The organism is Proteus hauseri (genome assembly GCF_004116975.1).
Classification (GTDB): Bacteria; Pseudomonadota; Gammaproteobacteria; order Enterobacterales; family Enterobacteriaceae; genus Proteus; species Proteus hauseri.
The window spans coordinates 3,227,152-3,251,653 of the sequence record NZ_CP026364.1 but is presented as its reverse complement, the minus strand read 5'-3'; the positions used below and the strand labels follow the sequence as shown (position 1 = coordinate 3,251,653).

Annotated in this window: 18 protein-coding genes and 1 pseudogene; 9 read left to right on the top strand and 10 right to left on the bottom strand. The window is 37.8% G+C overall.

The annotated features are described in order from the left end of the window. Nucleotides 1-223: 223 nt before the first annotated feature. Both PH4a_RS14860 and acnA read right to left on the bottom strand, forming a co-directional pair. Entirely contained in the window at nt 224-1,588 is a 1,365-nt protein-coding gene (locus PH4a_RS14860; RefSeq protein ID WP_129040797.1) for an LbetaH domain-containing protein, read from the bottom strand. Nucleotides 1,589-1,792: 204 nt separating this feature from the next. Further along, nucleotides 1,793-4,465 carry an aconitate hydratase AcnA gene (gene acnA / locus PH4a_RS14855; protein ID WP_129040794.1) on the bottom strand — a complete coding sequence of 891 codons (2,673 nt, stop codon included), beginning with the start codon at nt 4,463-4,465 and terminating at the stop codon, nt 1,793-1,795. A gap of 221 nt (nt 4,466-4,686) precedes the next feature. Here acnA and PH4a_RS14850 point away from each other — a divergent pair, with 221 nt between their 5' ends. Next, nucleotides 4,687-5,517, top strand: a complete 831-nt coding sequence (locus tag PH4a_RS14850) for a hypothetical protein (RefSeq protein ID WP_129040792.1) — start codon at nt 4,687-4,689, stop codon at nt 5,515-5,517. Nucleotides 5,518-5,589: 72 nt separating this feature from the next. Here PH4a_RS14850 and cysB read toward each other — a convergent pair whose 3' ends face one another. The 3 genes from cysB to topA all read right to left on the bottom strand — a co-directional run bounded on the left by cysB (nt 5,590) and on the right by topA (nt 10,096). Continuing rightward, nucleotides 5,590-6,564: an HTH-type transcriptional regulator CysB gene (gene cysB / locus PH4a_RS14845; protein ID WP_064719829.1), complete on the bottom strand. Its 975-nt coding sequence runs from the start codon at nt 6,562-6,564 to the stop codon at nt 5,590-5,592. Between the two features lie 244 nt (nt 6,565-6,808). Continuing rightward, a complete protein-coding gene (gene sodC, locus PH4a_RS14840; RefSeq protein ID WP_129040790.1) occupies nt 6,809-7,336 on the bottom strand; it encodes a superoxide dismutase family protein in 528 nt (175 codons plus the stop codon). Nucleotides 7,337-7,492: 156 nt separating this feature from the next. Then, on the bottom strand, nt 7,493-10,096 hold the full coding sequence (gene topA / locus PH4a_RS14835; RefSeq protein ID WP_129040788.1) for a type I DNA topoisomerase: 2,604 nt from the start codon (nt 10,094-10,096) through the stop codon (nt 7,493-7,495). Nucleotides 10,097-10,404: 308 nt separating this feature from the next. Here topA and PH4a_RS14830 point away from each other — a divergent pair, with 308 nt between their 5' ends. Next, nucleotides 10,405-10,653, top strand: coding sequence for a YciN family protein (locus PH4a_RS14830; protein ID WP_064719826.1), 249 nt, complete (start codon nt 10,405-10,407; stop codon nt 10,651-10,653). Nucleotides 10,654-10,968: 315 nt separating this feature from the next. On the opposite strand, the gene sohB is transcribed toward PH4a_RS14830, so the two are convergent. Further along, on the bottom strand, nt 10,969-12,015 hold the full coding sequence (gene sohB / locus PH4a_RS14825; protein ID WP_129040786.1) for a protease SohB: 1,047 nt from the start codon (nt 12,013-12,015) through the stop codon (nt 10,969-10,971). A 200-nt stretch (nt 12,016-12,215) separates the two neighbouring features. On the opposite strand from sohB, the gene PH4a_RS14820 reads away from it, so the two are divergent. Together PH4a_RS14820 and cobO are read left to right on the top strand one after the other, a co-directional pair. Beyond that, nucleotides 12,216-12,977, top strand: a complete 762-nt coding sequence (locus tag PH4a_RS14820) for a YciK family oxidoreductase (RefSeq protein ID WP_208730498.1) — start codon at nt 12,216-12,218, stop codon at nt 12,975-12,977. A gap of 32 nt (nt 12,978-13,009) precedes the next feature. Beyond that, nucleotides 13,010-13,600 (top strand): cob(I)yrinic acid a,c-diamide adenosyltransferase, encoded by a 591-nt coding sequence (gene cobO, locus PH4a_RS14815; RefSeq protein WP_064719823.1) that lies wholly within the window; start codon nt 13,010-13,012, stop codon nt 13,598-13,600. 43 nt (nt 13,601-13,643) lie between these two features. Here the strand turns inward: cobO and PH4a_RS14810 are convergent, their stop codons facing one another. The 4 genes from PH4a_RS14810 to rnm all read right to left on the bottom strand — a co-directional run bounded on the left by PH4a_RS14810 (nt 13,644) and on the right by rnm (nt 17,606). Then, the gene (locus PH4a_RS14810; protein ID WP_244212898.1) at nt 13,644-14,606 is read right to left on the bottom strand and encodes a hypothetical protein; all 963 of its coding nucleotides are present in this window, start codon (nt 14,604-14,606) and stop codon (nt 13,644-13,646) included. A 187-nt stretch (nt 14,607-14,793) separates the two neighbouring features. Beyond that, on the bottom strand, nt 14,794-15,717 hold the full coding sequence (gene rluB, locus PH4a_RS14805) for a 23S rRNA pseudouridine(2605) synthase RluB (protein WP_129040782.1): 924 nt from the start codon (nt 15,715-15,717) through the stop codon (nt 14,794-14,796). Nucleotides 15,718-16,100: 383 nt separating this feature from the next. Beyond that, complete coding sequence (locus tag PH4a_RS14800; protein ID WP_064719820.1) at nt 16,101-16,721, bottom strand: L-threonylcarbamoyladenylate synthase; 621 nt, start codon at nt 16,719-16,721, stop codon at nt 16,101-16,103. A 24-nt stretch (nt 16,722-16,745) separates the two neighbouring features. Further along, nucleotides 16,746-17,606, bottom strand: a complete 861-nt coding sequence (gene rnm, locus PH4a_RS14795) for an RNase RNM (RefSeq protein ID WP_129040780.1) — start codon at nt 17,604-17,606, stop codon at nt 16,746-16,748. 321 nt (nt 17,607-17,927) lie between these two features. Here rnm and PH4a_RS14790 point away from each other — a divergent pair, with 321 nt between their 5' ends. The 5 genes and pseudogenes from PH4a_RS14790 (at nt 17,928) to trpA (ending at nt 24,497) form a co-directional block, all read left to right on the top strand. Beyond that, complete coding sequence (locus PH4a_RS14790; RefSeq protein WP_129040778.1) at nt 17,928-19,505, top strand: anthranilate synthase component 1; 1,578 nt, start codon at nt 17,928-17,930, stop codon at nt 19,503-19,505. Then, nucleotides 19,505-21,098: pseudogene (trpD, locus tag PH4a_RS18345) on the top strand (bifunctional anthranilate synthase glutamate amidotransferase component TrpG/anthranilate phosphoribosyltransferase TrpD). Before PH4a_RS14790 ends, trpD begins: the two are co-directional and overlap by 1 nt. Before the next feature lie 4 nt (nt 21,099-21,102). Beyond that, nucleotides 21,103-22,473 (top strand): bifunctional indole-3-glycerol-phosphate synthase TrpC/phosphoribosylanthranilate isomerase TrpF, encoded by a 1,371-nt coding sequence (trpCF, locus tag PH4a_RS14775; protein ID WP_129040774.1) that lies wholly within the window; start codon nt 21,103-21,105, stop codon nt 22,471-22,473. Between the two features lie 24 nt (nt 22,474-22,497). Further along, nucleotides 22,498-23,688, top strand: coding sequence for a tryptophan synthase subunit beta (gene trpB, locus PH4a_RS14770; protein ID WP_064719814.1), 1,191 nt, complete (start codon nt 22,498-22,500; stop codon nt 23,686-23,688). Next, a complete protein-coding gene (gene trpA / locus PH4a_RS14765) occupies nt 23,688-24,497 on the top strand; it encodes a tryptophan synthase subunit alpha (RefSeq protein ID WP_129040772.1) in 810 nt (269 codons plus the stop codon). Before trpB ends, trpA begins: the two co-directional genes overlap by 1 nt. The last annotated feature ends 5 nt before the right edge of the window (nt 24,498-24,502 follow it).

Below are 24,502 nucleotides of genomic sequence, written 5' to 3'. Positions count from 1 at the left end.
AGTTTATCTTTGTTATATTAATTTATAATAATATTTTTAAATTAATATAAATTAACCACCTTAGATTTTTTTATAAGATAATTAAGATAAAAAATCATTGTAGAGTTTAATTTCATAAAAATAGTTACCACTTATAGATATATACTCTTTTTATTTTCAATTGATTTTCAACTTACAACATTAGCATAATAACAAACAGCTTATAATTTAATAGAAATAAAAATCAGTAAGTTAATTTCACTTCATTATCTAACATGAAAATTAATTTATTATTTTCATCTGTCTTAACTGAAATATTAGCACCATTACCATATTGATCGCGAATAACACAATCCATTTTTTCCTCTTTTTTACTAGAAGAAAATGGAACTCCAAATTGTATACTATAAGTCCAAAAACATAATCCTGATCTTTCGTGATTTTCTGATATTACTGGGATTGGTAATGTATTATTAAAATGAAAATTTTTTGTATAATAATCAGAAAAACGGTAAGAAATAGATTGATCCGTTGATGTACTTATTGATTGATAATTACCATTATGAACATAATAAAATTCTTTATTTTCTTCACATTCTGCGAATGTTGTTATTTCTCCTCCACTACCATTAAATGCAAGGTAATACTTAGACAGTGTTCCACCTGGTATCGATACATTTTTCTCTACCACTGGGTATAATAACGGATCGATATCCATATCCTCTTTTGTAAAAACTCGTGTTGGTAAAACCGTTAATGTTACAACACTCTGGCGATCTCGGTTAAAATCACTTCTAAAGGCGGTTGTATATTCTTTACCATTTATATTACATTGCGCACAGAGTTTGAAAGGATCCATAATTTTATCAACAGAAACATACCATACACATTCTGAAAGATTTCTTTGAACAAAAATATTTTCACTTTCAGGATAAACATAACCTTTTGACTCTCTAGAAATATGTATATCTTGATTTAACGGCTTATTACTATCATCAACAATACGAATATTTTTATACATTTCCTCTTCTGATATTTTAAAATGTTTAGATTCTTTATCTAACACAAATAAAGAAACGCCGATAGGAACTTGATGCTTACCATTGACATAAAGATTTGATTCTTGATATATATAATTAATATAAAATGTAAATTGTATTACTTTATTAATATCTTTCCAACCACCTGTATAATATTGGATTTGTTCATCACCTGATACAACTGTATCCCCTTCAACAATAGCATCATTTGAAACAATTACATTACCTTCAATTTTTGCATTACCCCGAATAATAGCGTTACCTTTAACAATAGCGTTTTGTGTAACTACAGCAGAATCATATATTGAGGCATTATCAGATACTTTAGCATTACCTGAAATGATCGCATTATCATAAATTTTAGCATTATTTGATACTATTGCATTTTCTGTCACTCTCGCATTACCAAATACCATAACATCATCATAAATAAAACAACCATCTTCCCGACTTAAATTACTTTCACTTTCAATCCATCCTCCTGGACTACCAGTATAAACTCTTTTTATTTTAAACAAAGTAATTCCATTATATACTTTGGATTCATTAGTAATAATATATTTTTTCATAATATACCTTTTTATTTATTTTAAATTAAGGTTAAAAAATATTACAAATAAAAAACAATTACAATAATATAAAAAAATAAATAAATCAGATAGAATTAAATAAAAAAGAAATATATTAATTTAAAATAGAAAGGCAGTATTTAAAAATTAAACACTGCCTTTTATAAAAAACCAAATATTCTATATCTGTTATTAGAATATTATTTATAACATATTTCTAATAACATAATGCAATATACCACCATGTTGGAAATAAGCTAATTCAGTTTGGGTATCAATGCGACAACGTGCCATTATAGTTTCATTACGGTTATCAGCAAAAGTGATATTAACTGCAACATTTTGTCCTGGCGTTAAATTATTAAGACCCGTTATCTCAATCTTCTCATTACCTTTTAAACCTAATGTTTTACGCGTCACGCCATTTGGAAACTCTAATGGTAAAACACCCATACCAATTAAGTTAGAGCGGTGAATACGTTCAAAAGAACCCGCAATAACCACACGCACACCTAATAAACGTGTTCCTTTGGCTGCCCAATCACGACTAGAGCCAGAACCATATTCATTACCCGCTATAATCGCCAGCGGTGTTGCATCTTGCTGATAACGCATCGCTGCATCATAAATGGCTAATGTTTCACCTGTTGGAATATAACGCGTAAATCCACCTTCTACTTCAGGCACCATTTCATTACGAATACGGATATTGGCAAATGTGCCTCGCATCATCACTTCGTGGTTTCCCCGTCTTGAACCATAAGAGTTAAAATCTTTAGGTTCTACTCCATGTTCACGTAAATAGCGTCCTGCTGGGCTGTCTGCTTTAATATTTCCTGCGGGGGAAATATGGTCTGTAGTAACTGAATCACCTAAAATCGCGAGAATATTAGCTTGATGGATATCTTTAATAGGAATAGGCGTTTTAGTCATCCCTTCAAAGAAAGGAGGATGGCGAATATAAGTAGAATCTGGCTGCCAATTATAAACTGGCGTATTTTGTGTTTTCAGTGATTGCCAAGTTTCATCACCATCAAACACTGCCGAATACTCTTTATGGAACATTTCCGTTTTAACTTTTTCAACAGCGTCAGCTATTGCTTTACTATCAGGCCAAATATCTTTTAAATAAACCGGATTACCTTGTTTATCTTCCCCTAATGGCTCTTCAGTTAAGTCAATATTCATATTGCCTGACAATGCATATGCGACAACCAATGGTGGAGAGGCAAGCCAGTTGGTTTTTACTAACGGATGAATTCGTCCTTCAAAGTTACGGTTTCCTGACAACACGGCACCAATGGTTAAATCATTTTCTTTAATTGCCGTTTCAATAGGTGCAAGTAACGGCCCTGAATTACCTATACAAGTGGTACAGCCATACCCCACCAGATTAAAACCTAGCATATCAAGATAAGGGGTTAATCCTGCTAGTTTTAAATAATCTGTGACAACTTTAGAACCTGGCGCTAATGATGATTTGACCCAAGGTTTACGCTGTAAGCCTTTTTCTACTGCATTTTTAGCCAGTAAGCCTGCCGCCATTAAAACATTAGGATTAGACGTATTGGTACATGATGTAATTGCTGCGATAACAACAGCACCATCAGATAACTCAAAAGTGGGTTGTGAATCGATTTTAACTTGAGGAAACTGAGTAAGCGGTTTCTTATTGGTTTCAAGCTCAACGGCCGCTTTAAACGCTTTAGGTACATTAGGAAGATTAACACGATCTTGGGGACGCTTAGGTCCTGCAAGACTTGCTTCAACCGTTGCCATATCTAATGATAAGGTTGAGGTAAATATTGGTTCATCACCTACATTTCGCCATAAACCTTGCTCTTTGCTATATGCTTCAACCAAAGCAATTTCATCTTCTTCGCGCCCTGTGAGACGCAGATAATCCAACGTAATATTGTCGATAGGAAAAAAGCCACACGTTGCGCCGTATTCTGGTGACATATTGGCGATAGTTGCGCGATCCGCCAAGGGTAAAGAGGCTAATCCATCACCATAAAACTCAACAAATTTACCCACAACACCATGAGCTCTCAGCATTTGAGTCACTGTTAAGACTAAATCAGTTGCTGTGATCCCTTCTCGTAATTTACCAGTTAATTTAAACCCAACAACATCAGGGATAAGCATTGAAATAGGCTGACCTAACATCGCGGCTTCGGCTTCAATACCACCAACACCCCAACCTAATACACCTAAGCCATTTATCATCGTGGTATGTGAATCTGTACCCACTAGCGTGTCTGGGTAAGCAATATTACGACCATTTTGCTGTTCATGCCAAATCGCTTTACCAAGATATTCAAGGTTTACCTGATGACAAATACCCGTTCCTGGTGGCACAACCCGAAAACGTTGAAACGATTGCTGCCCCCAACGTAAAAAGAGATAACGCTCATAGTTACGTTCCATCTCTATTTCTACGTTGTCTGCAAATGCATTTTTTGTTGCGTATTCATCTACCATTACCGAGTGGTCAATCACTAAATCAACGGGGGATAACGGATTAACCTTCTCAACCTGACCACCCAGTGATTTGACGGCTTCACGCATTGCGGCTAAATCTACAACCGCGGGAACGCCCGTAAAATCCTGCATTAAGACCCTTGCTGGTCGATATGCAATTTCACGATCTGCGTGAGCTTTTTCCTGCCATGTAACTAATGCCTTGATGTCATCTTCAACGACCGTATCGTCATCAAGATAACGGACTAAGTTTTCTAATAACACCTTTAGAGATTTAGGAAGGCGTGTGATGTCTCCTAATTGGCGAGCAACTTCAGAAAGACGGTAATACTCGTATTGATGAGTGCCAACTAAAAGCGTAGAAAGGCTCTCTTTTTTTAAGTGTAACGACATAGCTCCTCCTTCTTATTTTTATACTGACAGCAATCTAAACCATCAAAATAGGTAAGGTTATCTATTAAACATACCATATAAAGGGGTATTTCGCTTAAAGATCACACAATTTGTTAAGGTGATGTTATCGCCATTATGTCGCTAATAAAACTTAATCTCTTTTTTTAAAGCTGATTAGGATTAAATGGCTAGGTTAATAGCCAAGAAAAGGATAATAAAATATGAATAACCACCACCCTGAATTACTGAAAAAAATCATAATGGCTGAAAGTTATTTTGCAGATCCCATCACACCACCTTTTCCACAATCCGTTGCAATTAACTCATTACATACACAAAATTTAAAAGATACCGAAGGGTTAGTGCAATTTATTATTGCATCACCAAAAACGTTTAATCAGACAGAATTAGCACGCATGACACAATTAAAAGATATTCAAATCGCACTTATTTCAATTATGGCTAATCATCTTCATGCGTTAAAAAAACATGATGAGCAAGCGTATTATCACCCTGAACACTGGTTAGAAACGTTAAACCATTTACCGCTTTTAGGTAGAAATAAAATAGAGACAAAAAAATTAAATAAACAAACCTTCGATTTTTCTGTTGCTCAGGCTTTTGTCCAAATATTACTGGGAGCCGCAATTAATGCAGCGTCACCCTCATTAAATGAATTTATCGAATTTTTACGTAAGCAAGGACAACAAATAGAGATTGGATTACGACACTCTTTTGATAGTTATAAAACCATTACCATTGCAGGTGTGACTGAAATATTAAATCATAATAATCATCTTATTTTTGTACCAAAGCTAAAAATTGTTAGTCTGCATTTTTCAACACAATCAGCAAAAATGTTATTAGCTAGCTGTACAGGGCGAAAATTCACCTTATCTTTGGAATACACCACTATTACGTCGGTGTTTGATGCAGCGGCTCTTGACGATCCACTTATTAACCAACGTTTTTATGCTTTCTTGCAGAAATATCGTCAGCTTAGTATTGAAAAGTCAGATGCCTTTTTTAGTGGGGATTTTTATCTAAAATAAAATTATTTTTGAACTTTTAACAACGCTTGAAGGCGGGAAATCCCCGCCCTTCAGTATTAAACTTTTTCAATATCAAACCAGAGGTAGCTCAATATCTTTAAATAACTCATCAATTTCTTCATGAGTACGTAATGCCACCGCTTGCTCTACCAAATTTCGGGTAAGATGAGGTGCAAAACGCCACATAAAATCGTACATATAACCACGTAAAAAACCACTACGACGAAACGCAATTTTAGTCGTGCTATAACTAAATTTATCACGCATATCAATAGCAACCAAATCGCTATCAAGTACAGGGTCAAATGCCATACTGGCAATAACACCAATACCTAAATGCAACCTCACATAAGTTTTAATGACATCGGCATCTGTCGCAGTAAAGACAATTTTAGGTTTCAAACCTACTTTACCAAATGCATCATCAAGATCAGAACGCCCAGTAAACCCATGGGTATAGGTGACAATATCATAGCAAGCTAGCTCTTTAAGAGTCACCTCTCGTTTTTGCGCTAATGGATGATCTTTAGAAACCACGACAATACGGTTCCAACGATAGCAAGGTAGCATAACTAAATCGTTATAAAGATGCAGTGACTCTGTCGCTATCGCAAAATCACTTTTTCCTCTACAGACATCTTCTGCAATTTGCGTTGGAGACCCCTGATTCATATGCAAAGAAACATCTGGATAACGCTCAATAAAACCTTTAATTACTGGAGGTAATACATAACGTGCTTGTGTATGTGTTGTCGCAATAGAAAGCGAACCACGATCAGGATAAGTATGTTCACCGGCGGCAGATCGAATAGCTTCTGTTTTAGATAATATTTCACGAGATAGTCTTACAATCTCTTCACCTGCGGGTGTCACATGCGTTAAATGCTTACCACTACGAGAAAAAATTTGTATACCTAGCTCATCTTCTAGCATACGGATTTGCTTACTGATCCCCGGTTGTGAGGTATACAAACGTTCAGCCGTGGTTGAAACGTTTAAATCGTTATTTACAACTTCAACGATATAACGCAACTGTTGTAATTTCATAGAGACGCTATCCCTTTAACAAAAAACGTATTATTCTGTTATTCCATTTATATTGATATAACTAAAAAGAATAATAAAGATGTAATATATAACCACTATATCACTTATTTCATTTCGGTCTAACGTAATTGATAAGGTTATTTATCCTTGGTTATATTAAATAGTTATAAGCTATAAGAATATGTACAAAAATAAAGCCGACCGAAGCCAGCTTTAAAATTAGGTTAATTTGTTGTCAAGAAGGCTATTTAATTACACCACACGCCATTCTAGCACCGCCGCCGCCTAATACTTCAGGGTGATCAGAATAGTTATCACCCCCCATATGGATCATAAGTGCTTTATCTTTTATCTGTTCCAATTTAGTGAGTCTTGGCGCTAATACAGCATAATCAGCCACACCTTTATCACTCACAACCAAACCAGGTAAATCACCCAAGTGTCCATCTTTATTATAAGGACCTAAATGCGTGTCTTTATTTTCTGGATCTAAATGACCACCCGCTTTTAACGCAGGAACAGGTTTACCCTCTTTCATATCGGGCTCACATGAGCCGTTAGCATGAACATGAAAACCATGAATGCCAGGTGCTAATCCATTAATTTTAGGCGTAAATAGCAAGCCATAATCTGTTTCAGTGATAGTAACAACACCGATATCATTTCCTTCTCCCGTAAGTAATGCTTCTTTTAACGTAACATCTAATGTGGCTGCACTTGCTGCTATTGAGGTAAATAAAAAACCTGATAATAACCAAGGTGTCAGTTTCATAGTATCTCCATTTTATAATTAGCAATTTAAACTATCGATTAAACAAAAATTTACTGTTAATACTATTTTAATCTACCTTAACTAGCATAACTGTAGATGCAAAAAAAGCGACTAACTCACGCTAGTCGCTTTTTCATTTATCGAGATATGTCAACGTTATTTGGTTTTTTCAACCCATTTGCCATCTACATAAAATGCAGACCAGCCAGTTGCTTTGCCATCTTTTTCTGAAGAAACATATTGCTGCTTTGTCTTACGACTAAAACGTACAATGGTCGGATTCCCCTCAGGATCAGCCACAGGGGCATCTGCTAAATAACGCAGTTTTTCTGCCAATCTATCTTTAAAACGAACCAACTCTTCAACTTTAGGTGCCCGTGTTTCTCGCGATTTCGGGAACGTATTCGCCGCTAAGAAAACACCTGCTGCACCATCTCTTAAGACAAAATAGGCATCTGACTTTTCACACGGTAATTCAGGAAGTGGTACGGGATCTTCCTTCGGTGGAGCAATTTCACCACTTTTTAATATTTTACGTGTGTTTTTACATTCATCATTGGTACAACCCATGTACTTACCAAAACGCCCCATTTTCAGGTGCATTTCAGAACCACATTTATCACACTCAATAACTGGGCCTTCATAACCTTTTAAGCGGAATTCCCCTTCTTCTACTTCGTAACCATCACATGCTGGGTTATTACCACAAACATGTAATTTACGGTGCGTATCGATAAGGTAGCTATCCATTGCAGTACCACATTTCGGACAACGACGGCGTGCTCGTAATGCGTTTGTTTCTGCATCATCCCCTTCAAGAATATTCAGTAACTCATCTTCAGGGATAAGGTTAATGGTTTGCTTACAACGTTCTTTAGGTGGTAATGCGTAACCTGAGCACCCTAAAAATACACCTGTTGTTGCCGTTCTAATTCCCATATGACGAGAACATGTTGGGCACTCAATAGAAGTGATAATCATTGGGTTTGGTCGCATACCGCCTTCTTCAGGATCTTTCTCTGCAACTTCTAATTGCTGACTAAAGTCTTTAAAGAACGCGTCTAATACCGCTTTCCAATCTTCTTCGTTATTTGCAACATGGTCGAGATGATCTTCCATTTGCGCAGTAAAATCGTAATTCATTAAATCGCTGAAGTTTTCTTCTAAACGATCTGTAACAATTTCACCCATTTTTTCTGCATAAAAACGGCGATTTTCTACTTTTACATAACCACGATCTTGAATAGTAGAGATAATCGATGCATAGGTTGAAGGACGACCAATGCCACGTTTTTCTAATTCTTTAACTAACGTTGCTTCACTAAAACGCGCTGGTGGTTTAGTAAAGTGCTGACTTGGCTCTAATTCAGATAATGATAATGTTGCACCTACATCAACAGCAGGTAAGGTTTTATCTTCATCTTTACTGCGCATAGCCGGCATAACTTTAGTCCAACCAGCAAAACGTAAAGTACGTCCTTTAGCACGTAATTTATAATCACCTGATTGCACAGTTAACGTTGTTGAATCATATTTTGCCGGTGTCATTTGACATGCGACAAATTGATTCCAAATCAGTTGATATAAACGCTGAGCATCGTTATCCATATCTTTTAACGATTCAGACGTTACGCTGATATCAGAAGGACGAATAGCTTCGTGCGCTTCTTGTGAATTCTCTTTGCTTGAATAAACATTTGGCTCTTTAGGCAAATATTTACTGCCAAATTTTTCACCAATATAATCACGCGCCATTTGAATTGCATCCTGACTTAAATTTGTCGAGTCAGTACGCATATAGGTTATATAACCGGCTTCATAAAGGCGTTGTGCTAACATCATGGTTTTCTTCACACCAAAGCTTAAACGCGTACTTGCGGCTTGTTGGAGTGTTGATGTAATTAATGGTGCACTTGGCTTGCTTGATGTTGGTTTGTCTTCACGATCTTTTACAACAAAAGCGGCATTTTTCAATGCATCAACAGCAACCTGAGTATCAGTCGCTGAAACTGGGTTAAAAGGCTTATCGTTGTAATGCGTAACTTCCATACGCAACATTTGCTCATCAGGTGTAAGCAAAGAAGCATGTAATTGCCAATATTCTTCAGGAACAAAGGCTTTAATTTCACGCTCACGCTCAACTAATAAGCGAACAGCCACAGACTGCACGCGACCCGCAGATAAACCACGCGCCACTTTTTTCCAAAGCAAAGGAGAAACCATATAGCCAACCACGCGATCCATAAAACGGCGTGCTTGTTGCGCATTAACGCGATCTATATTTAATTCACCCGGCGTTTGGAACGCCTGTGTAATTGCATTTTTGGTGATTTCGTTAAAAACCACACGACTAAATCTATCATCATCACCGCCGATAACTTCGCGCAAATGCCACGCGATAGCTTCTCCTTCGCGGTCAAGATCCGTCGCGAGATAGATGTGATCGGCTTTTTCAGCCAATGATTGAAGCTCAGCAACCACTTTTTCTTTGCCGGGTAGAATTTGATAATTCGCATCCCAGCCATTATAGGGATCAACTCCCATGCGGCTAACTAAGGCTGATTTCTCATCCTTTTTTACTTTTTTTACTTTTACGCCTTTCGTGGCGGATGAGTTTTCGCTCTTCTGGCTGCCAGATCCACTCTTTGGCAAATCACGAATGTGACCTACGCTGGACTTAACCACGTAGTCATTGCCAAGATATTTATTGATCGTTTTGGCTTTAGCCGGGGACTCCACGATAACAAGAGCTTTACCCATAATTACCTTTACCTAATTAAACTTTGTCATGACGGCATCATTCAATGCCATCAACTCAGAAAACTTTTAGAAATCTCTTTTTTATATTGCGTTAGTTTTGCAATATATCAACCTGTTTTTATTCAAAGCTTTTGTTTAAACGCAAAACTCGTTAAATTTTTTGAGGTATTTTAAACACCTCACCACTTTTTTCAGGTAACAGGTAAGACACTGTTTGCTACATATAGAGTAGCTGAGTTTTAAAAAAGCCACACTCTACCTGATAAAAAGTGAGGCGCAACAAATTATTTTTCTAAGGAGCACAAATTATGTCAAAACAAACTACACCGATCACAACAGAGATGCTACTTGAAAAAGCGAATAAAATCATACGTGAACATGAAGATTATTTACAAGGAATGCGTGCTGATTCTGTTGAGCAAAAGGGTAATGTCCTCGTATTTAAAGGTGAGTTTTTTTTAGATGAGCAAGGCTTACCTACAGCCAAAAGCACAGCTGCATTTAATATGTTCAAACATTTAGCACATCTATTATCAGACAAATACCATTTAGAGTAAGGTATTTTTTAAAATTTAACTTTGCCCTGACCATTACAGTTAAAATAGTGAGTAAAATTACGTCATTTAATTATTTTTATATCGGAATACATACACATCAAATAATGAATTGTTTTTATGCATTCATTATTTGAATAATAAAAGACGGAGCTACACTAGAGAGTTTAATATTTATATGATGAAATTCATGAAGAATTGATACTGTTGCTAAGATCACTATAGTGATTGTTTTGGTAAAGAGCACCTTACGATACTGGAGAAGATAACACTTTCCAGTATCGTAAAATCACGACTTAGACAAATTTGATATAATTATTACACCAATGGTTTTTGGCCACGTTGTAACCAACGCATCATCAGTTTATCTACGCTTTCCATTGCACCACCCGTAACGCGCTCAACCATGCGTTTTTTGGTTACATATTGAACAGAAAACACTTCATAATCATTGATGCGGTTAATTAACCAGTCGTCACTCACACCAACTTCATCAATTAAACCTCGGTTTAATGCTTCTGAGCCATACCAATATTCGCCCGTTGCGACGCTATCAATATCTAATGCTGGGCGATATTTGTGCACAAAGGCTTTAAACAATAAATGTGTTTCATTTAAATCTTGTTTAAATTTCTCACGCCCTTCATCGGTATTTTCACCCATTAAGGTTAGTGTACGTTTGTACTCACCTGCAGTATGCAATTCTACATCAATATCATTTTTCTTTAGTAAGCGATGGATGTTAGGAATTTGTGCTACTACACCGATAGAACCAATAATTGAAAATGGTGCTGCAACAATGTTATCCGCAACACATGCCATCATATAACCGCCACTTGCAGCGACTTTATCAACAACAGCCGTAAGTTTAATACCTTTATCTTTTAAACGCGTTAATTGAGCAGCCGCTAAACCGTAACCATGTACCATGCCACCTGGACTTTCAAGGCGCAATAACACCTCATCACCCGTTTGAGCAACAGATAAAATAGCACTGATCTCTTCACGTAATGCGCCAACTTCATGGGCATCCATACTGCCATTAAAATCTACTACATATAAACACGGTTTTATAACACCTTTCTTACCTTCTTTGGCGTCATTTTTACTCTGTTTATTCTCTTTTTTCTGCTGTTTTTTAAATGCTTTAGACCAAACTTTTAACTCAGCATCATCCATTCTCGCTTGTTGCATGATCCGCTGTTTTTCTTGGTAAGCTTCGCCAATATCCGTCACCTTTAAAGTGCCTTTACGATTTTGCTTTTTATTACCAATAATGACAAAAAACAATACAATAGCGATGATAGCCACAACCACCGTGACAATTTCGGCTAAAAATAGCCCATATTGCAAAATATACTCCACAAAGACCTCTTTTTAAGGTTAATCAAACTAATTGAGATATATGTGCCCTAGTTTAACGAAATTCTGCTTTAGCGCCACCTGCTAAAGAAAAATTCTGTTAAATAGCGCAGTGAGTTAAGAATAAAAGAAGCGGTAACTGGTCGTTAAGCGAATAAGACGTTACAATTTATTTACTTTCCACCAAACAGGATCTCACTATGTTGCAATATCAACCTACTCATGCCGTATTGAAAGATAAAATTATTCTTATTACTGGGGCGGGTGATGGTATCGGTAAAGAAGCCGCACTTACTTATGCGCGTTATGGTGCGACATTAATCTTGTTAGGTCGTACTTTATCTAAACTTGAAGATGTACAACAACAAATTATCGTATCTGGTGGACAAAAACCGATGTTGTACCCTCTCGATTTACTTGCCGCCACCGAACAAGATTATCAACAGGTTGCTAAAACCATTGCTAAACAATTTCATCATCTCGATGGTGTCTTACAAAATGCGGGTTTATTAGGCGTCGTAGAACCTATCGTTAATCAGCCTAGTTCGCTTTGGCATGATGTGATGCAAGTCAACGTTAATGCGACATTTATGCTGACCAAAGAACTCATTCCACTAATGCTAAAAGCGCCTCATGCTAGCTTAATTTTGACGAGCTCGAGTGTCGGGCGCCAAGGCCGTTATGGCTGGGGGGCTTATTCTGTATCTAAATTCGCCACAGAAGGCTTTATGCAAGTATTAAACGAAGAGTATATAGATAGTACTCTACGTATTAATTGCATTAATCCTGGTGGCACACGTACTGGCATGCGAGCCAGTGCATTTCCTGATGAAAATGCACAAAAACTAAAAACGCCTAAAGACATCATGCCGTTATATCTTTATCTGATGAGTGATGACAGTCTCAATGTGCGTGGACAATCTTTAGATGCACAACCAGGTAGAAAAGCAGGCCCAGCAGAATAATCCATCAAATACCCCATATTGAGGTAACACAAATGAGCGATGCACAACACCAACAACGCCAACAACGTTTAAAAGAAAAAGTAGATACCAGAATTGAACAAGCTCAACGCGAGCAAGGCATCTTTATGATTTTCACAGGAAATGGCAAAGGAAAAACAACAGCTGCAATGGGTACCGCGACGCGTGCAGTTGGACATCAAAAAAAGGTTGGTGTTGTGCAGTTTATTAAAGGAACTTGGGAAAATGGAGAGCGCAATCTTTTAGAACAAGCAGGCGTTCCTTTTTATGTAATGGAAACAGGATTTACATGGGAAACTCAAGATAAAACGGCAGATACACATGCCTGTTTAAACACATGGCAATATGCACTTAAGCTGCTTAATTCTTCAGAATATGATTTAGTTATTTTGGATGAAATCACTTACATGATAACGCTTAATTATTTACCACTTGAGGATGTTATCAAAGCAATAACATCTCGCCCCGCACATCAAAATATTATTATTACAGGCAGAGGTTGCCATAGAAGTTTAATTGAATTAGCAGATACAGTGACAGAAATGCGTCCAGTTAAACACGCATTTGATAGCGGTATTAAAGCACAAAAAGGAATAGATTGGTGACCTTATTCTACCCTATTTATATTATCAGAAAATGAATAATTATTTATATTAGTGCTGGTTCACTTAAAATGCCAGCACCAAATATTCTTCCAGTTTCTTGCATAAATTGAAAGTAAGCATCTTTATCATCGAATATATCATTTTGGATTTGTTGACTATAAATCATTGCCATTATCATAATATGCAAATGGTATTCATTATAAAAACCTTGTCTTTCATTCGCATCTCTTGATGCTAAATAAAGATCAATAATTTCATAAATAGCGCCCGCCTCCTCAATTAATTTTTCGTTATTAAAATCAATATTATTAAGTCTTGGGATAAAGTCATTTGTTCGAGTATTTTCTTTATTTATCCAACTATATTGATCACTCTCCGACTCTTTTAAAAGATCGTGCTCTGAATAAAAATGAATACCATATGGATATCTTGCTAAAAATTCATGGAACTCATCTTGTGAAAAACACTTAGTTAAAACATTCCCTATTCCGGTATTCTTCCAATCGGGTAAATAAGTAGGTATAGGTTCATTTAACGGCACATCACAACGGAAAACATTATTATCAATAAATAATGCATCTGAACTATTAATTGCACCACTAACCAGTCGTCCATCTACCCATACAGGGCGTTTGTCTAAATAAAAACGTTGGCTGTTTTCTTTTGATGCAAATACAGAAGTAAAGCTATAGTAAATATCCCTAGCGGGATTAATTATTCCGCCATGATTTCCAGGGTAAATCATAAAAGTATTTTTCTTTCCATTAGCTTCCACTAATATATGTTTACCATTCTCTAATTTTATCTTTTTAATTTCACCATAATTAATCAGAAAATGAGTATTATCAATTTTAAATTCCAATGGGACTGTGCTGTTATTACTAATATAAAACACACCTGATTGTGCTATTGCGGTTGGATTAATTGGATCATCACAACCCACGGTAAGAGAAATTGCACATAACACTGTTGTTAAATATAAATAACGATACATATTATCGCGCATACCTTATCGTAATCGTAAAATATAATTATAATATCAACACAATAATTTTTATTGTCTTGATATAAACATAATAGTTTTATTTATAATAAAAAGAAAGTCATCAAAAAAAGAAGCCCTCATAAAATACGAGAGCTTCTCTATTAATAATGAAATTTTAAATTAAAAAAATAAATAATTATTCGTTTAATTATTTTTTATTTCCTGCTGATTGACGACGGCTTGATACTCTTTTGGCTGGCGATGTTGATGTACGAGCTGATACTTTTGTATGACGTTTAACTGCTCGACGAATTTGATTTGCCTTAATTCGACGTTGATCTTTCTCTACCGCTACTTTAGTAACCGTTTCATCATTTAATTCAACCAACTGACGCAAGTAGTTAATTTGCTCAAGTCCTAATTCAACCCAACCACCGCGAGGCAAGCCTTTAGGTAAATCGATATCACCATAACGGACACGAATAAGACGGCTAACCTGAACGCCTACTGCTTCCCACATACGACGAACTTCGCGGTTACGACCTTCTGTTAGAGAAACGTTGTACCATTGGTTAATTCCTTCACCACCGCGATAGGAAACAGAACGGAATGAGGCTGGACCATCTTCTAATTGCACGCTTCGAGTCAATTGACGAATTTTTGCATCATCAATTTCACCAAAAACACGTACAGCATATTCACGTTCAACTTCACGGCTTGGATGCATTAAACGGTTAGCTAACTCACCATCTGTAGTAAACAGTAATAAACCACTAGTATTTACATCTAAACGACCTACCGCAATCCAACGAGCATGATTTAAACGCGGAAGACGTTGAAAAACCGTTGGGCGTCCCTGAGGATCGCTACGGGTACATAACTCGCCTTCTGGTTTGTAATAAGCCAAAACACGACAAACATCTTTTTGTGCTTCGCGAATGCTTAAAATACGACCATCTAAACGAATTTTAGCAGTTGTAGTAACATCGATACGATCACCGAGAGTAGCTTTTACGCCATCAATGCTGATACGACCTTCTTGCAGATAGCCTTCTATTTCACGGCGTGAGCCATGACCCGAACGAGCTAGAATTTTTTGTAATTTTTCGGTACGTTGCGATTTATCGCTCATGAAACAACCTCATGTGTCGCCTTCACAGGCGTCATAAAATAAAATTAATTTTTTAAAATCAATCAAGTAAAAACAACCCTTGTTTACAATATCTTTTAACAACATATTATTTAACAAACAAAGGTTTATGATTCAAGGTGAACACTGTTGATAACAAAGCTAAATACCAACAGCGCTAACAAAAATAGTGCCAACAAAAACCACTTTTAACTACCTAAACGCGCTTATCTAGGGTTAATGGCTATAACCAACTTAAAGGCATATATCGTGACTTTTGTCGCAACGTATAAATTTAACACAAGCAGCCGTTAGCTTCACGTTTTATATCTTTATTACGCGATAAAAGCTGTCCACCAGAAGAATGCTTACTTGTTATTTAATACTTATTGAAAAGGTGTGATATCACCCGTTCCTTCTCGCACAATAACAGGGCTATCTTCGGTTAAATCAATCACAGTGGTAGGTTTTTGCCCTAAATAACCACCGTGGATCACCATATCAACCTGTTTACTGAGTAAATCGTTGATCTCTTCAGGATCAGACTCAGCAAAATCATTGCCTGGTAAAATCAGGCTAGTTGACATTAATGGCTCACCTATTGCTTCTAATAATGCTAATGCAATAGGGTTAGACGGAACACGTAAACCTATTGTTTTACGTTTCTCATTCATTAAACGCTTAGGTACATCTTTGGTCGCTTTTAAAATAAAAGTGTAATTTCCCGGAGTGTTATTTTTAATTAACCGAAAAACTACATTATCCACATAGGCATAAGTTGCTATCTCAGATAAATCACGACACATTAAAGTAAAATTGTGATTTTTATCTAATTGACGAATACGACAAATTCTCGTCATTGCATCTTTGTTATCTAAACAACAGCCAATGGCATAACCAGAATCTGTTGGATAAATCACCACACCGCCTTTGCGTAAAATATCAGCACTTTGTTCAATTAAACGAGCCTGCGGATTATCAGGGTGAATATAAAAAAGTTGGCTCATACATCCCTCAACGACTTTCTGATGTTACTCCTGCCATAACGTCCAAACAGGTTCGACGCCACCGGGTAACCATAAATTACGTCCTAATTCTATCCACGAACAAGGACGATGAAAATCAGAACCTAACGATGCTTTTAACTCAAAAGATTGCGCTAATGCACCGTGTTGTTCTCGTTCTTGTGGTGGCTGTTGACATTGTGCCACTTCGATAGCATCGCCACCTTGTTGTTTAAAATAAAGCGTTAAACGCTTTAACCACTTAGAGGATAGACCATATCGACCTGGGTGTGCTAACACAGCAACACCACCAGCGGCATGGATTGCCGTGACAGCGTCATCAATAGAGCACCATTGTGGTGGAACATAGCCTGTTTTACCCTTAGCTAAGTAACGTTTAAATACTTTATTAACAGAGTCTACGTGCCCTGCATTAACTAAAAAGCGAGCAAAATGTCCTCTTGTCACTTGTCCGCCTTGTGCTAACGCTTTTGCACCTTCCCAAGCATTTGGAATGCCCGCTTTTGCCAAACGCTCACCTATCATTTTAGCGCGTTCTTCTCGGCATTGGCTTTGTGAGGCAAGGCAACTTTTTATCACATCATGCCCAATATCAATATTAAGCCCCACAATATGGATTTCTATATTCTCCCACAAAGTCGATATTTCGACACCTGATATCAGGGTCAGAGGAAGATTTTTTTCTGTGATATAGCGAGTTGCGGGTTCAATTGCCGCCGTTGTATCGTGATCGGTTATTGCTAACACATTAATCTGACGCTCTACTGCTCTTTCAACTAACTCTTCAGGTGAAAGCTCGCCATCTGATGCGGTAGTGTGGCTGTGTAAATCATAAATCACTCGTAAATCAGATAGCCGTTCTGTCATTGGTTCTCCTTTTATAACCGCTAACAATACAATAATTTTTAAAGAGTATGCCACAAAGTACTTGACGAACCCAATTAGATCTAGTTTACTAGTACACAACACGAGCTAGTTCGTTAATTGCTACTTATGATTATCTTTAAGGAGATCTTATGAACACCTATCAACATTTTATCGCTCTTTGGTGGCGCAATCCTATGTTATGGGCGGTTTGATCTCCGGCTTAGCGCCAGTGATATCAAAAACCCGCCTAGGCGGGTTTTTTTATGCGCCAAAACAAGTACGGCAAGCCACAAATAAAGACAATCAAAATAGAGCGATACAATGAATACATCACACAAATTCTCATTTAAAACCAAGGCAGTATCTTTACCTTATCACAGCGAGCCTGCCTTGATTTTCAATACATTATGTGAAAATCGCGGACACACATTATTATTAGAATCAGCTCAAATAGAAACTAAAGCCAACTTAAAAAGTTTATTAATTGTTGATAGTGCATTACGCATTAGCGCATTAAAAAATCAGGTCACTATCGACGCGTTAACGGTTAACGGCCAAGCCCTATTACCAGGCATAAAAATCGCACTAAAAGAACAAGCAACGCTGATATCAGAAACAGTACAGCAGTGTGTGTTTACTTTTTCAGCTACACAACAAAATATTGATGAAGAGAGCAAACTTAAATCCGCCAGCGTATTTGATGCTCTGCGTTTCTTTTTAAGTAATTCCAACGCTAATGATGCCCAGTTTATCTTTGTTGGTGGCTTATTTGCCTATGATTTAGTCTGTGGTTTTGAACCTATTGTAGATTTAGATAGTGCTTTTTCTTGCCCTGATTACTGTTTTTATTTAGCAGAACAATTAATTGTTATCGACCATCAACATCGCGATAGCCAGTTAGTTTCAATTTCATTTACTGACGATAAAACTGAAAACCAGCGTATTCAAGTGCGTCAACAACAATTAATTGAGCAGACAAAACAACCGTTAAAACAGCTGGATCGCCGCCGATTAACAGCCGAAGAAGCCGTGGTACGCGGCAATATGAATGATGATGGCTATGGCGATATTGTTGAAGCAATGAAAACCTATATTCGTCGCGGCGATATTTTCCAAGTTGTGCCTTCTCGCCGCTTTCAAGTGGCTTGCCCCTCACCACTTGCTGCTTACCAAGTATTAAAGGCGAAAAACCCAAGCCCTTATCTATTTTATATGCAAGATCCACTGTTCACCGTTTTTGGTGCTTCACCTGAAAGTGCATTGAAATATCAAGCAGCAGATCGCCAAATTGAAATCTATCCAATTGCCGGTACTCGACCAAGAGGACGCAATGCGGACGGCTCTATCAATCAGGATTTAGATAGTCGTATTGAATTAGAAATGCGTACAGATACCAAAGAACTTTCAGAACACTTAATGCTGGTTGATCTCGCTCGCAATGATTTAGCGCGAATTTGCCAAGCAGGTAGTCGTTATGTTGCTGAATTAACTAAAGTGGATCGCTACGCTTTTGTTATGCATTTAGTCTCTCGCGTTGTCGGAAAATTGCGAAATGACTTAGATATTTTTCATGCTTATCAAGCTTGCATGAATATGGGAACACTTTCAGGTGCGCCTAAAGTCAGTGCGATGCAATTAATTGCACGCTATGAAAATACCAAACGTGGTAGTTACGGTGGTGCTATTGGCTATTTTACTGGTGCTGGAGATTTTGATACTTGCATAGTTATTCGCTCTGCTTATGTCGAAAATAATATTGCCACTATTCAAGTTGGTGCCGGAATTGTGCTTGATTCAGATCCAAAAATGGAAGCTGAAGAGACAAGAAACAAATCACAAGCCGTTATTAATGCCATTTTACAAGCACACACTGTCACGACAGCACAAGGAGCTTACTAATGGCGACTATTCTACTCCTCGATAATATCGATTCGTTCACATACAACTTAGTCGATCAATTGCGCAGTAATAATCATCAAGTGGTTATTTATCGCAATAATATGAGTGCCGATTTTATTGAACAAAAACTCAATGAATTAACTCATCCTATTTTATTGCTGTCACCCGGACCAGGGGCTCCCTCACAAGCAGGTTGTATGCCTGAATTATTGCAACGAGTACTAGGTACTTTACCTGTTATTGGCATCTGTTTAGGTCATCAAGCCATTATTGAAGCTTATGGTGGCAAAGTTTCTTCTTGTGGCGAGATCTTACATGGTAAAGCGACATTAGCTCAGCACGATGACAATGCTATGTTTGAAAACTTACCTAACCCACTACCTGTAGCCCGTTATCATTCGCTTTCTGGCGAACAAGTGCCTGAAGAACTAATTATAAATGCGTGGTGCGATAACACCGTTATGGCGGTGCGTCACCGTCAACATAAAACCTGTGGTTTTCAGTTTCATCCTGAATCAATTTTAACCACGAAAGGCGCACAACTATTAGAACAAACTATCGCATGGGCTCAGACGCCTAAAGGAGACGCATAAAATGGAAACTATCTTCAATAAATTATTTAGCGCACAACAATTAACGCTAGAAGAAAGCCAAACTCTTTTTAGCGCAATTATTCGTGGTGAATTAACTGAATCACAATTAGCGGCAGTATTAATTAGTATGAAAATGCGTGGAGAACATCCACAAGAAATAGCGGGTGCCGCTCGTGCTTTACTTGATAATGCACTGCCTTTCCCTCGTCCTGATTATACCTTTTGCGATATTGTTGGTACCGGTGGTGATGGTGCAAACAGTATTAATATTTCAACAGCAAGTGCTTTTGTTGCTGCTGAAGTAGGTATTAAAGTCGCAAAACATGGCAATCGCAGTGTATCTAGCCGTTCTGGTTCTTCTGATCTATTAGCTGCCTTTGGCATTGCATTAGATAACAGCGCCGCTGATGCTCGTCGATTACTTGATGATGTTAACGTCTGTTTTTTATTTGCCCCCCAATATCATAGCGGTTTTCGCTTTGCGGCATCTGTTCGTCAACAACTTAAAACGCGCACACTTTTTAATGTGTTAGGACCGTTGATTAACCCAGCTCGCCCACCATTAGCATTGATTGGAGTATATAGCCCAGATTTGTTACTCCCTATTGCTGATACCCTTAAAGTATTAGGTTATGAGCGTGCAGCCGTTGTTCATAGTGGCGGTATGGATGAAGTTTCATTACATGCACCAACACAAGTTGCTGAGCTTCATAATGGTGAAATCATCCGTTATGAATTAACACCAAGTGATTTTGGCCTACGCCCTTGTGCAATGTCTGATCTTGAAGGCGGAGAACCTGAAGTAAATCGTCAATTACTGACTGATTTACTGCAAGGACAAGGTAAACGAGCGCACACCGAATCTGTTGCAGCCAATGTGGCGTTATTAATGCGTTTACATGGTCAGGAAGATCTAAAAATAAATACCGAAATTGCCATGCATACTATTTACAGTGGCAAAGCCATCAATCGTGTAAACGCACTAGCGGCAAGAGGATAAACTCATGACTGTATTAAATGCCATTGTTAAAGATAAAGCTGAGTTTCTGGTTGCTCGCAAAGCGGCTCAACCACTATCAGAATTTCAGCACCAAATAACACCATCAACACGTTCGTTTTATCAGGCATTAACGCAGCCTCAAACGGTATTTATTCTAGAATGCAAAAAAGCATCACCCTCAAAAGGATTGATTCGGGCCGATTTTGATCCAGCAACAATTGCTAAAATTTATCAGCCTTATGCAGCTGCTATTTCAGTTTTAACTGATGAAAAGTATTTCCAAGGAAGTTTTGATTATCTACAACAAGTGAGTAATGCTGTACATCAACCTGTTTTGTGCAAAGATTTTATTGTTGACGAATATCAAATCTATTTAGCACGTTTTTATCAAGCTGACGCTATTTTATTAATGTTATCAGTGCTAAATGATAATGAATATCGTGCACTTTCAGCTGTTGCTCATCAATTAAATATGGGCGTATTAACGGAAGTCAGTACAGAAGAAGAGCGTCAGCGTGCAATTAATCTTAATGCCAAAGTCATTGGTATTAATAATCGCGATTTACGTGATCTTTCTATTGATTTAGCTCGTACTCAACAGCTTAGCCAAGGTTTACCGCAAGACGCCATTATTATCAGCGAATCAGGCATTCATACCCACCAGCAAGTTAAAGCACTCAGCCAATTTGCGAATGGTTTTTTAGTCGGTAGCGCATTAATGTCGCAAGAAAATATCGACCAAGCAGTAAGAGCACTTATATTGGGAAAGCATAAAGTGTGCGGCTTAACTCGTACACAAGATATTAAAACGGCATATCTTGTGGGTGCTTATTATGCAGGGCTTATTTTTGCAGAAAAATCACCACGCAAGGTGACATTGTCACAAGCAAAAGAATTAATCACACAAGCCCCGATGAGTTACGTTGGTGTATTTCAAAATCAACCTCTTGAACTTATTTGTGATTATGCAGAAAAACTTAGTTTATCGGCAATTCAACTACATGGCCAAGAAGACAGCCAATTTATTAAACAGTTACGCCAAAAGCTTTCCCCTAACTGTGAAATTTGGCAGGCGATAAATATGGCGAAACAAGATGACATTCAGCCAATAGCTCTCGCTGATAAATATATTCTTGATAATGGTGCTGGTGGCACAGGAAAAACCTTTAATTGGCAACATATTCCGAAAACCTTACGTGAAAAAGCATTACTAGCAGGGGGTCTTAACAGTGAAAACTGTTTAAGTGCAATTAAAACAGGTTGTATCGGACTTGATTTTAACTCTGGAGTGGAGTCTGCACCGGGTATAAAAGATGCCCAACTTCTTGCTCAAGTATTTAATCAATTACATCAAGATAACTTGTCACAAAGATAAAATTTTAAACAGGATGACAGCATAATGAGAAAACTTAATCCCTACTTTGGCGAATTTGGCGGCCAATATGTACCTGAAATCTTAATGCCAGCACTGGATCAACTCGAGCAAGCATTTATTGATGCCCAAAGCGATCCTTCATTTCAGCAAGAATTCCAAGATTTACTAAAAAACTACGCGGGTAGACCAACAGCATTAACACTTTGCCGCAATCTTACTGAAGGTACTCGTACCCGTTTATATTTAAAACGTGAAGACCTATTACATGGTGGTGCACATAAAACTAACCAAGTGTTAGGCCAGGCATTGTTAGCAAAACGAATGGGCAAAACAGAAATTATTGCTGAGACAGGCGCAGGTCAACATGGTGTAGCAACAGCGTTAGCTTGTGCACTGCTAAATATGAAATGCCGTATTTATATGGGAGCAAAAGATGTTGAGCGCCAATCACCTAACGTTTTTCGTATGCGTTTAATGGGTGCTGAAGTGATCCCTGTTCACAGTGGATCTTCTACCTTAAAAGACGCTTGTAATGAGGCCTTACGTGACTGGTCTGGCTGTTACGACCGCGCTCACTATCTATTAGGTACAGCGGCAGGCCCACATCCTTATCCGACCATTGTACGTGAATTCCAGCGAATGATTGGCGATGAAGCTAAAGCGCAAATTTTAGATCGCGAAGGCCGTTTACCTGATGCGGTTATTGCCTGTATTGGTGGAGGCTCAAATGCTATTGGATTATTTGCCTCATTTATTCCTGAAAGCTCAGTGCAACTTATTGGTGTCGAACCCGCAGGTAAAGGCATTGAAACAGGTGAACATGGTGCACCATTGAAACACGGCAAACTTGGCATCTATTTCGGTATGAAATCACCGATTATGCAAACAGATGAAGGTCAAATTGAAGAATCTTACTCTATTTCAGCGGGGCTCGACTTTCCATCTGTGGGGCCACAACATGCACATTTAAATAGCATTGGTCGCGCCGATTATGTTTCTGTTACTGATGATGAAGCTATCGATGCTTTTAAAGCACTTTCTCGTCGTGAGGGAATTATTCCAGCATTAGAATCATCACATGCCCTTGCTTATGCTTTGAAATTAATTGCACAAAATCCGAATAAAGAACAATTACTCATTGTGAACTTATCAGGCCGTGGCGATAAAGATATTTTTACTGTAAATGATATTTTAGCAGCGCGAGGAGAAATCTAATGAACCGTTATCAATTGTGCTTTAATACGCTGAAAGAAAAAAACCAAGGTGCATTTGTTCCCTTTGTAACATTAGGTGATCCAACCCCAGCGCTTTCATTACAAATTATTGATGCTTTAATTGCTGGTGGCGCTGACGCCCTAGAAATTGGTATTCCATTTTCTGACCCCCTAGCTGATGGGCCAACAATCCAAGGCGCTAATTTACGCGCATTAAATGCCGATGTTACACCCACTACTTGCTTTGCATTATTAGCTCAGGTTCGTGAAAAATATCCTAATATTCCTATTGGGTTATTAGTCTATGCTAATTTAGTATTCAGTAATGGCATTGATAATTTTTATACTAAATGCCAGCAAGCGGGTGTAGATTCGGTTTTAATCGGTGATGTACCACTACGTGAATCGCAAGAATTTCGTGAAGCTGCACAACGCGCTAATATTGCGCCTATATTTATCTGCCCACCTAACGCCGATGATGAGTTATTAAAAGAGTTAGCAACATCAGGTAAAGCTTATACCTACCTGCTTTCTCGAGCTGGTGTAACAGGTACAGATAAACGTGCAGTGTCACCATTAGCACATTTAACAGAAAAACTAACCAGCTATAATGCACCACCTGCATTACAAGGCTTTGGTATTTCTGAGCCCAAACAAGTTAAAGAAGCATTATCCAATGGCGCTGCTGGCGCTATTTCAGGCTCTGCGGTGGTACAAATTATTGAGAAAAACCTTAATCAGCCAGATGTGATGCTAAAAAACCTAATCCAATTTGTAAAAGAGATGAAGGCAGCAACACTCACAGCATAATCACT

Bases quoted from the DNA above. Each gene is read 5' to 3' on its own strand.
- trpB (WP_064719814.1), top strand. From the start codon at position 22,498: ATGAGAAAACTTAATCCCTACTTTGGCGAATTTGGCGGCCAATATGTA.
- PH4a_RS14800 (WP_064719820.1), bottom strand. From the start codon at position 16,721: ATGAGCCAACTTTTTTATATTCACCCTGATAATCCGCAGGCTCGTTTA.
- rluB (WP_129040782.1), bottom strand. From the start codon at position 15,717: ATGAGCGATAAATCGCAACGTACCGAAAAATTACAAAAAATTCTAGCT.
- topA (WP_129040788.1), bottom strand. From the start codon at position 10,096: ATGGGTAAAGCTCTTGTTATCGTGGAGTCCCCGGCTAAAGCCAAAACG.
- PH4a_RS14810 (WP_244212898.1), bottom strand. From the start codon at position 14,606: ATGCGCGATAATATGTATCGTTATTTATATTTAACAACAGTGTTATGT.
- sodC (WP_129040790.1), bottom strand. From the start codon at position 7,336: ATGAAACTGACACCTTGGTTATTATCAGGTTTTTTATTTACCTCAATA.
- PH4a_RS14830 (WP_064719826.1), top strand. From the start codon at position 10,405: ATGTCAAAACAAACTACACCGATCACAACAGAGATGCTACTTGAAAAA.
- cobO (WP_064719823.1), top strand. From the start codon at position 13,010: ATGAGCGATGCACAACACCAACAACGCCAACAACGTTTAAAAGAAAAA.
- trpA (WP_129040772.1), top strand. From the start codon at position 23,688: ATGAACCGTTATCAATTGTGCTTTAATACGCTGAAAGAAAAAAACCAA.
- cysB (WP_064719829.1), bottom strand. From the start codon at position 6,564: ATGAAATTACAACAGTTGCGTTATATCGTTGAAGTTGTAAATAACGAT.
- acnA (WP_129040794.1), bottom strand. From the start codon at position 4,465: ATGTCGTTACACTTAAAAAAAGAGAGCCTTTCTACGCTTTTAGTTGGC.
- trpCF (WP_129040774.1), top strand. From the start codon at position 21,103: ATGACTGTATTAAATGCCATTGTTAAAGATAAAGCTGAGTTTCTGGTT.
- rnm (WP_129040780.1), bottom strand. From the start codon at position 17,606: ATGACAGAACGGCTATCTGATTTACGAGTGATTTATGATTTACACAGC.
- PH4a_RS14860 (WP_129040797.1), bottom strand. From the start codon at position 1,588: ATGAAAAAATATATTATTACTAATGAATCCAAAGTATATAATGGAATT.
- PH4a_RS14850 (WP_129040792.1), top strand. From the start codon at position 4,687: ATGAATAACCACCACCCTGAATTACTGAAAAAAATCATAATGGCTGAA.
- PH4a_RS14790 (WP_129040778.1), top strand. From the start codon at position 17,928: ATGAATACATCACACAAATTCTCATTTAAAACCAAGGCAGTATCTTTA.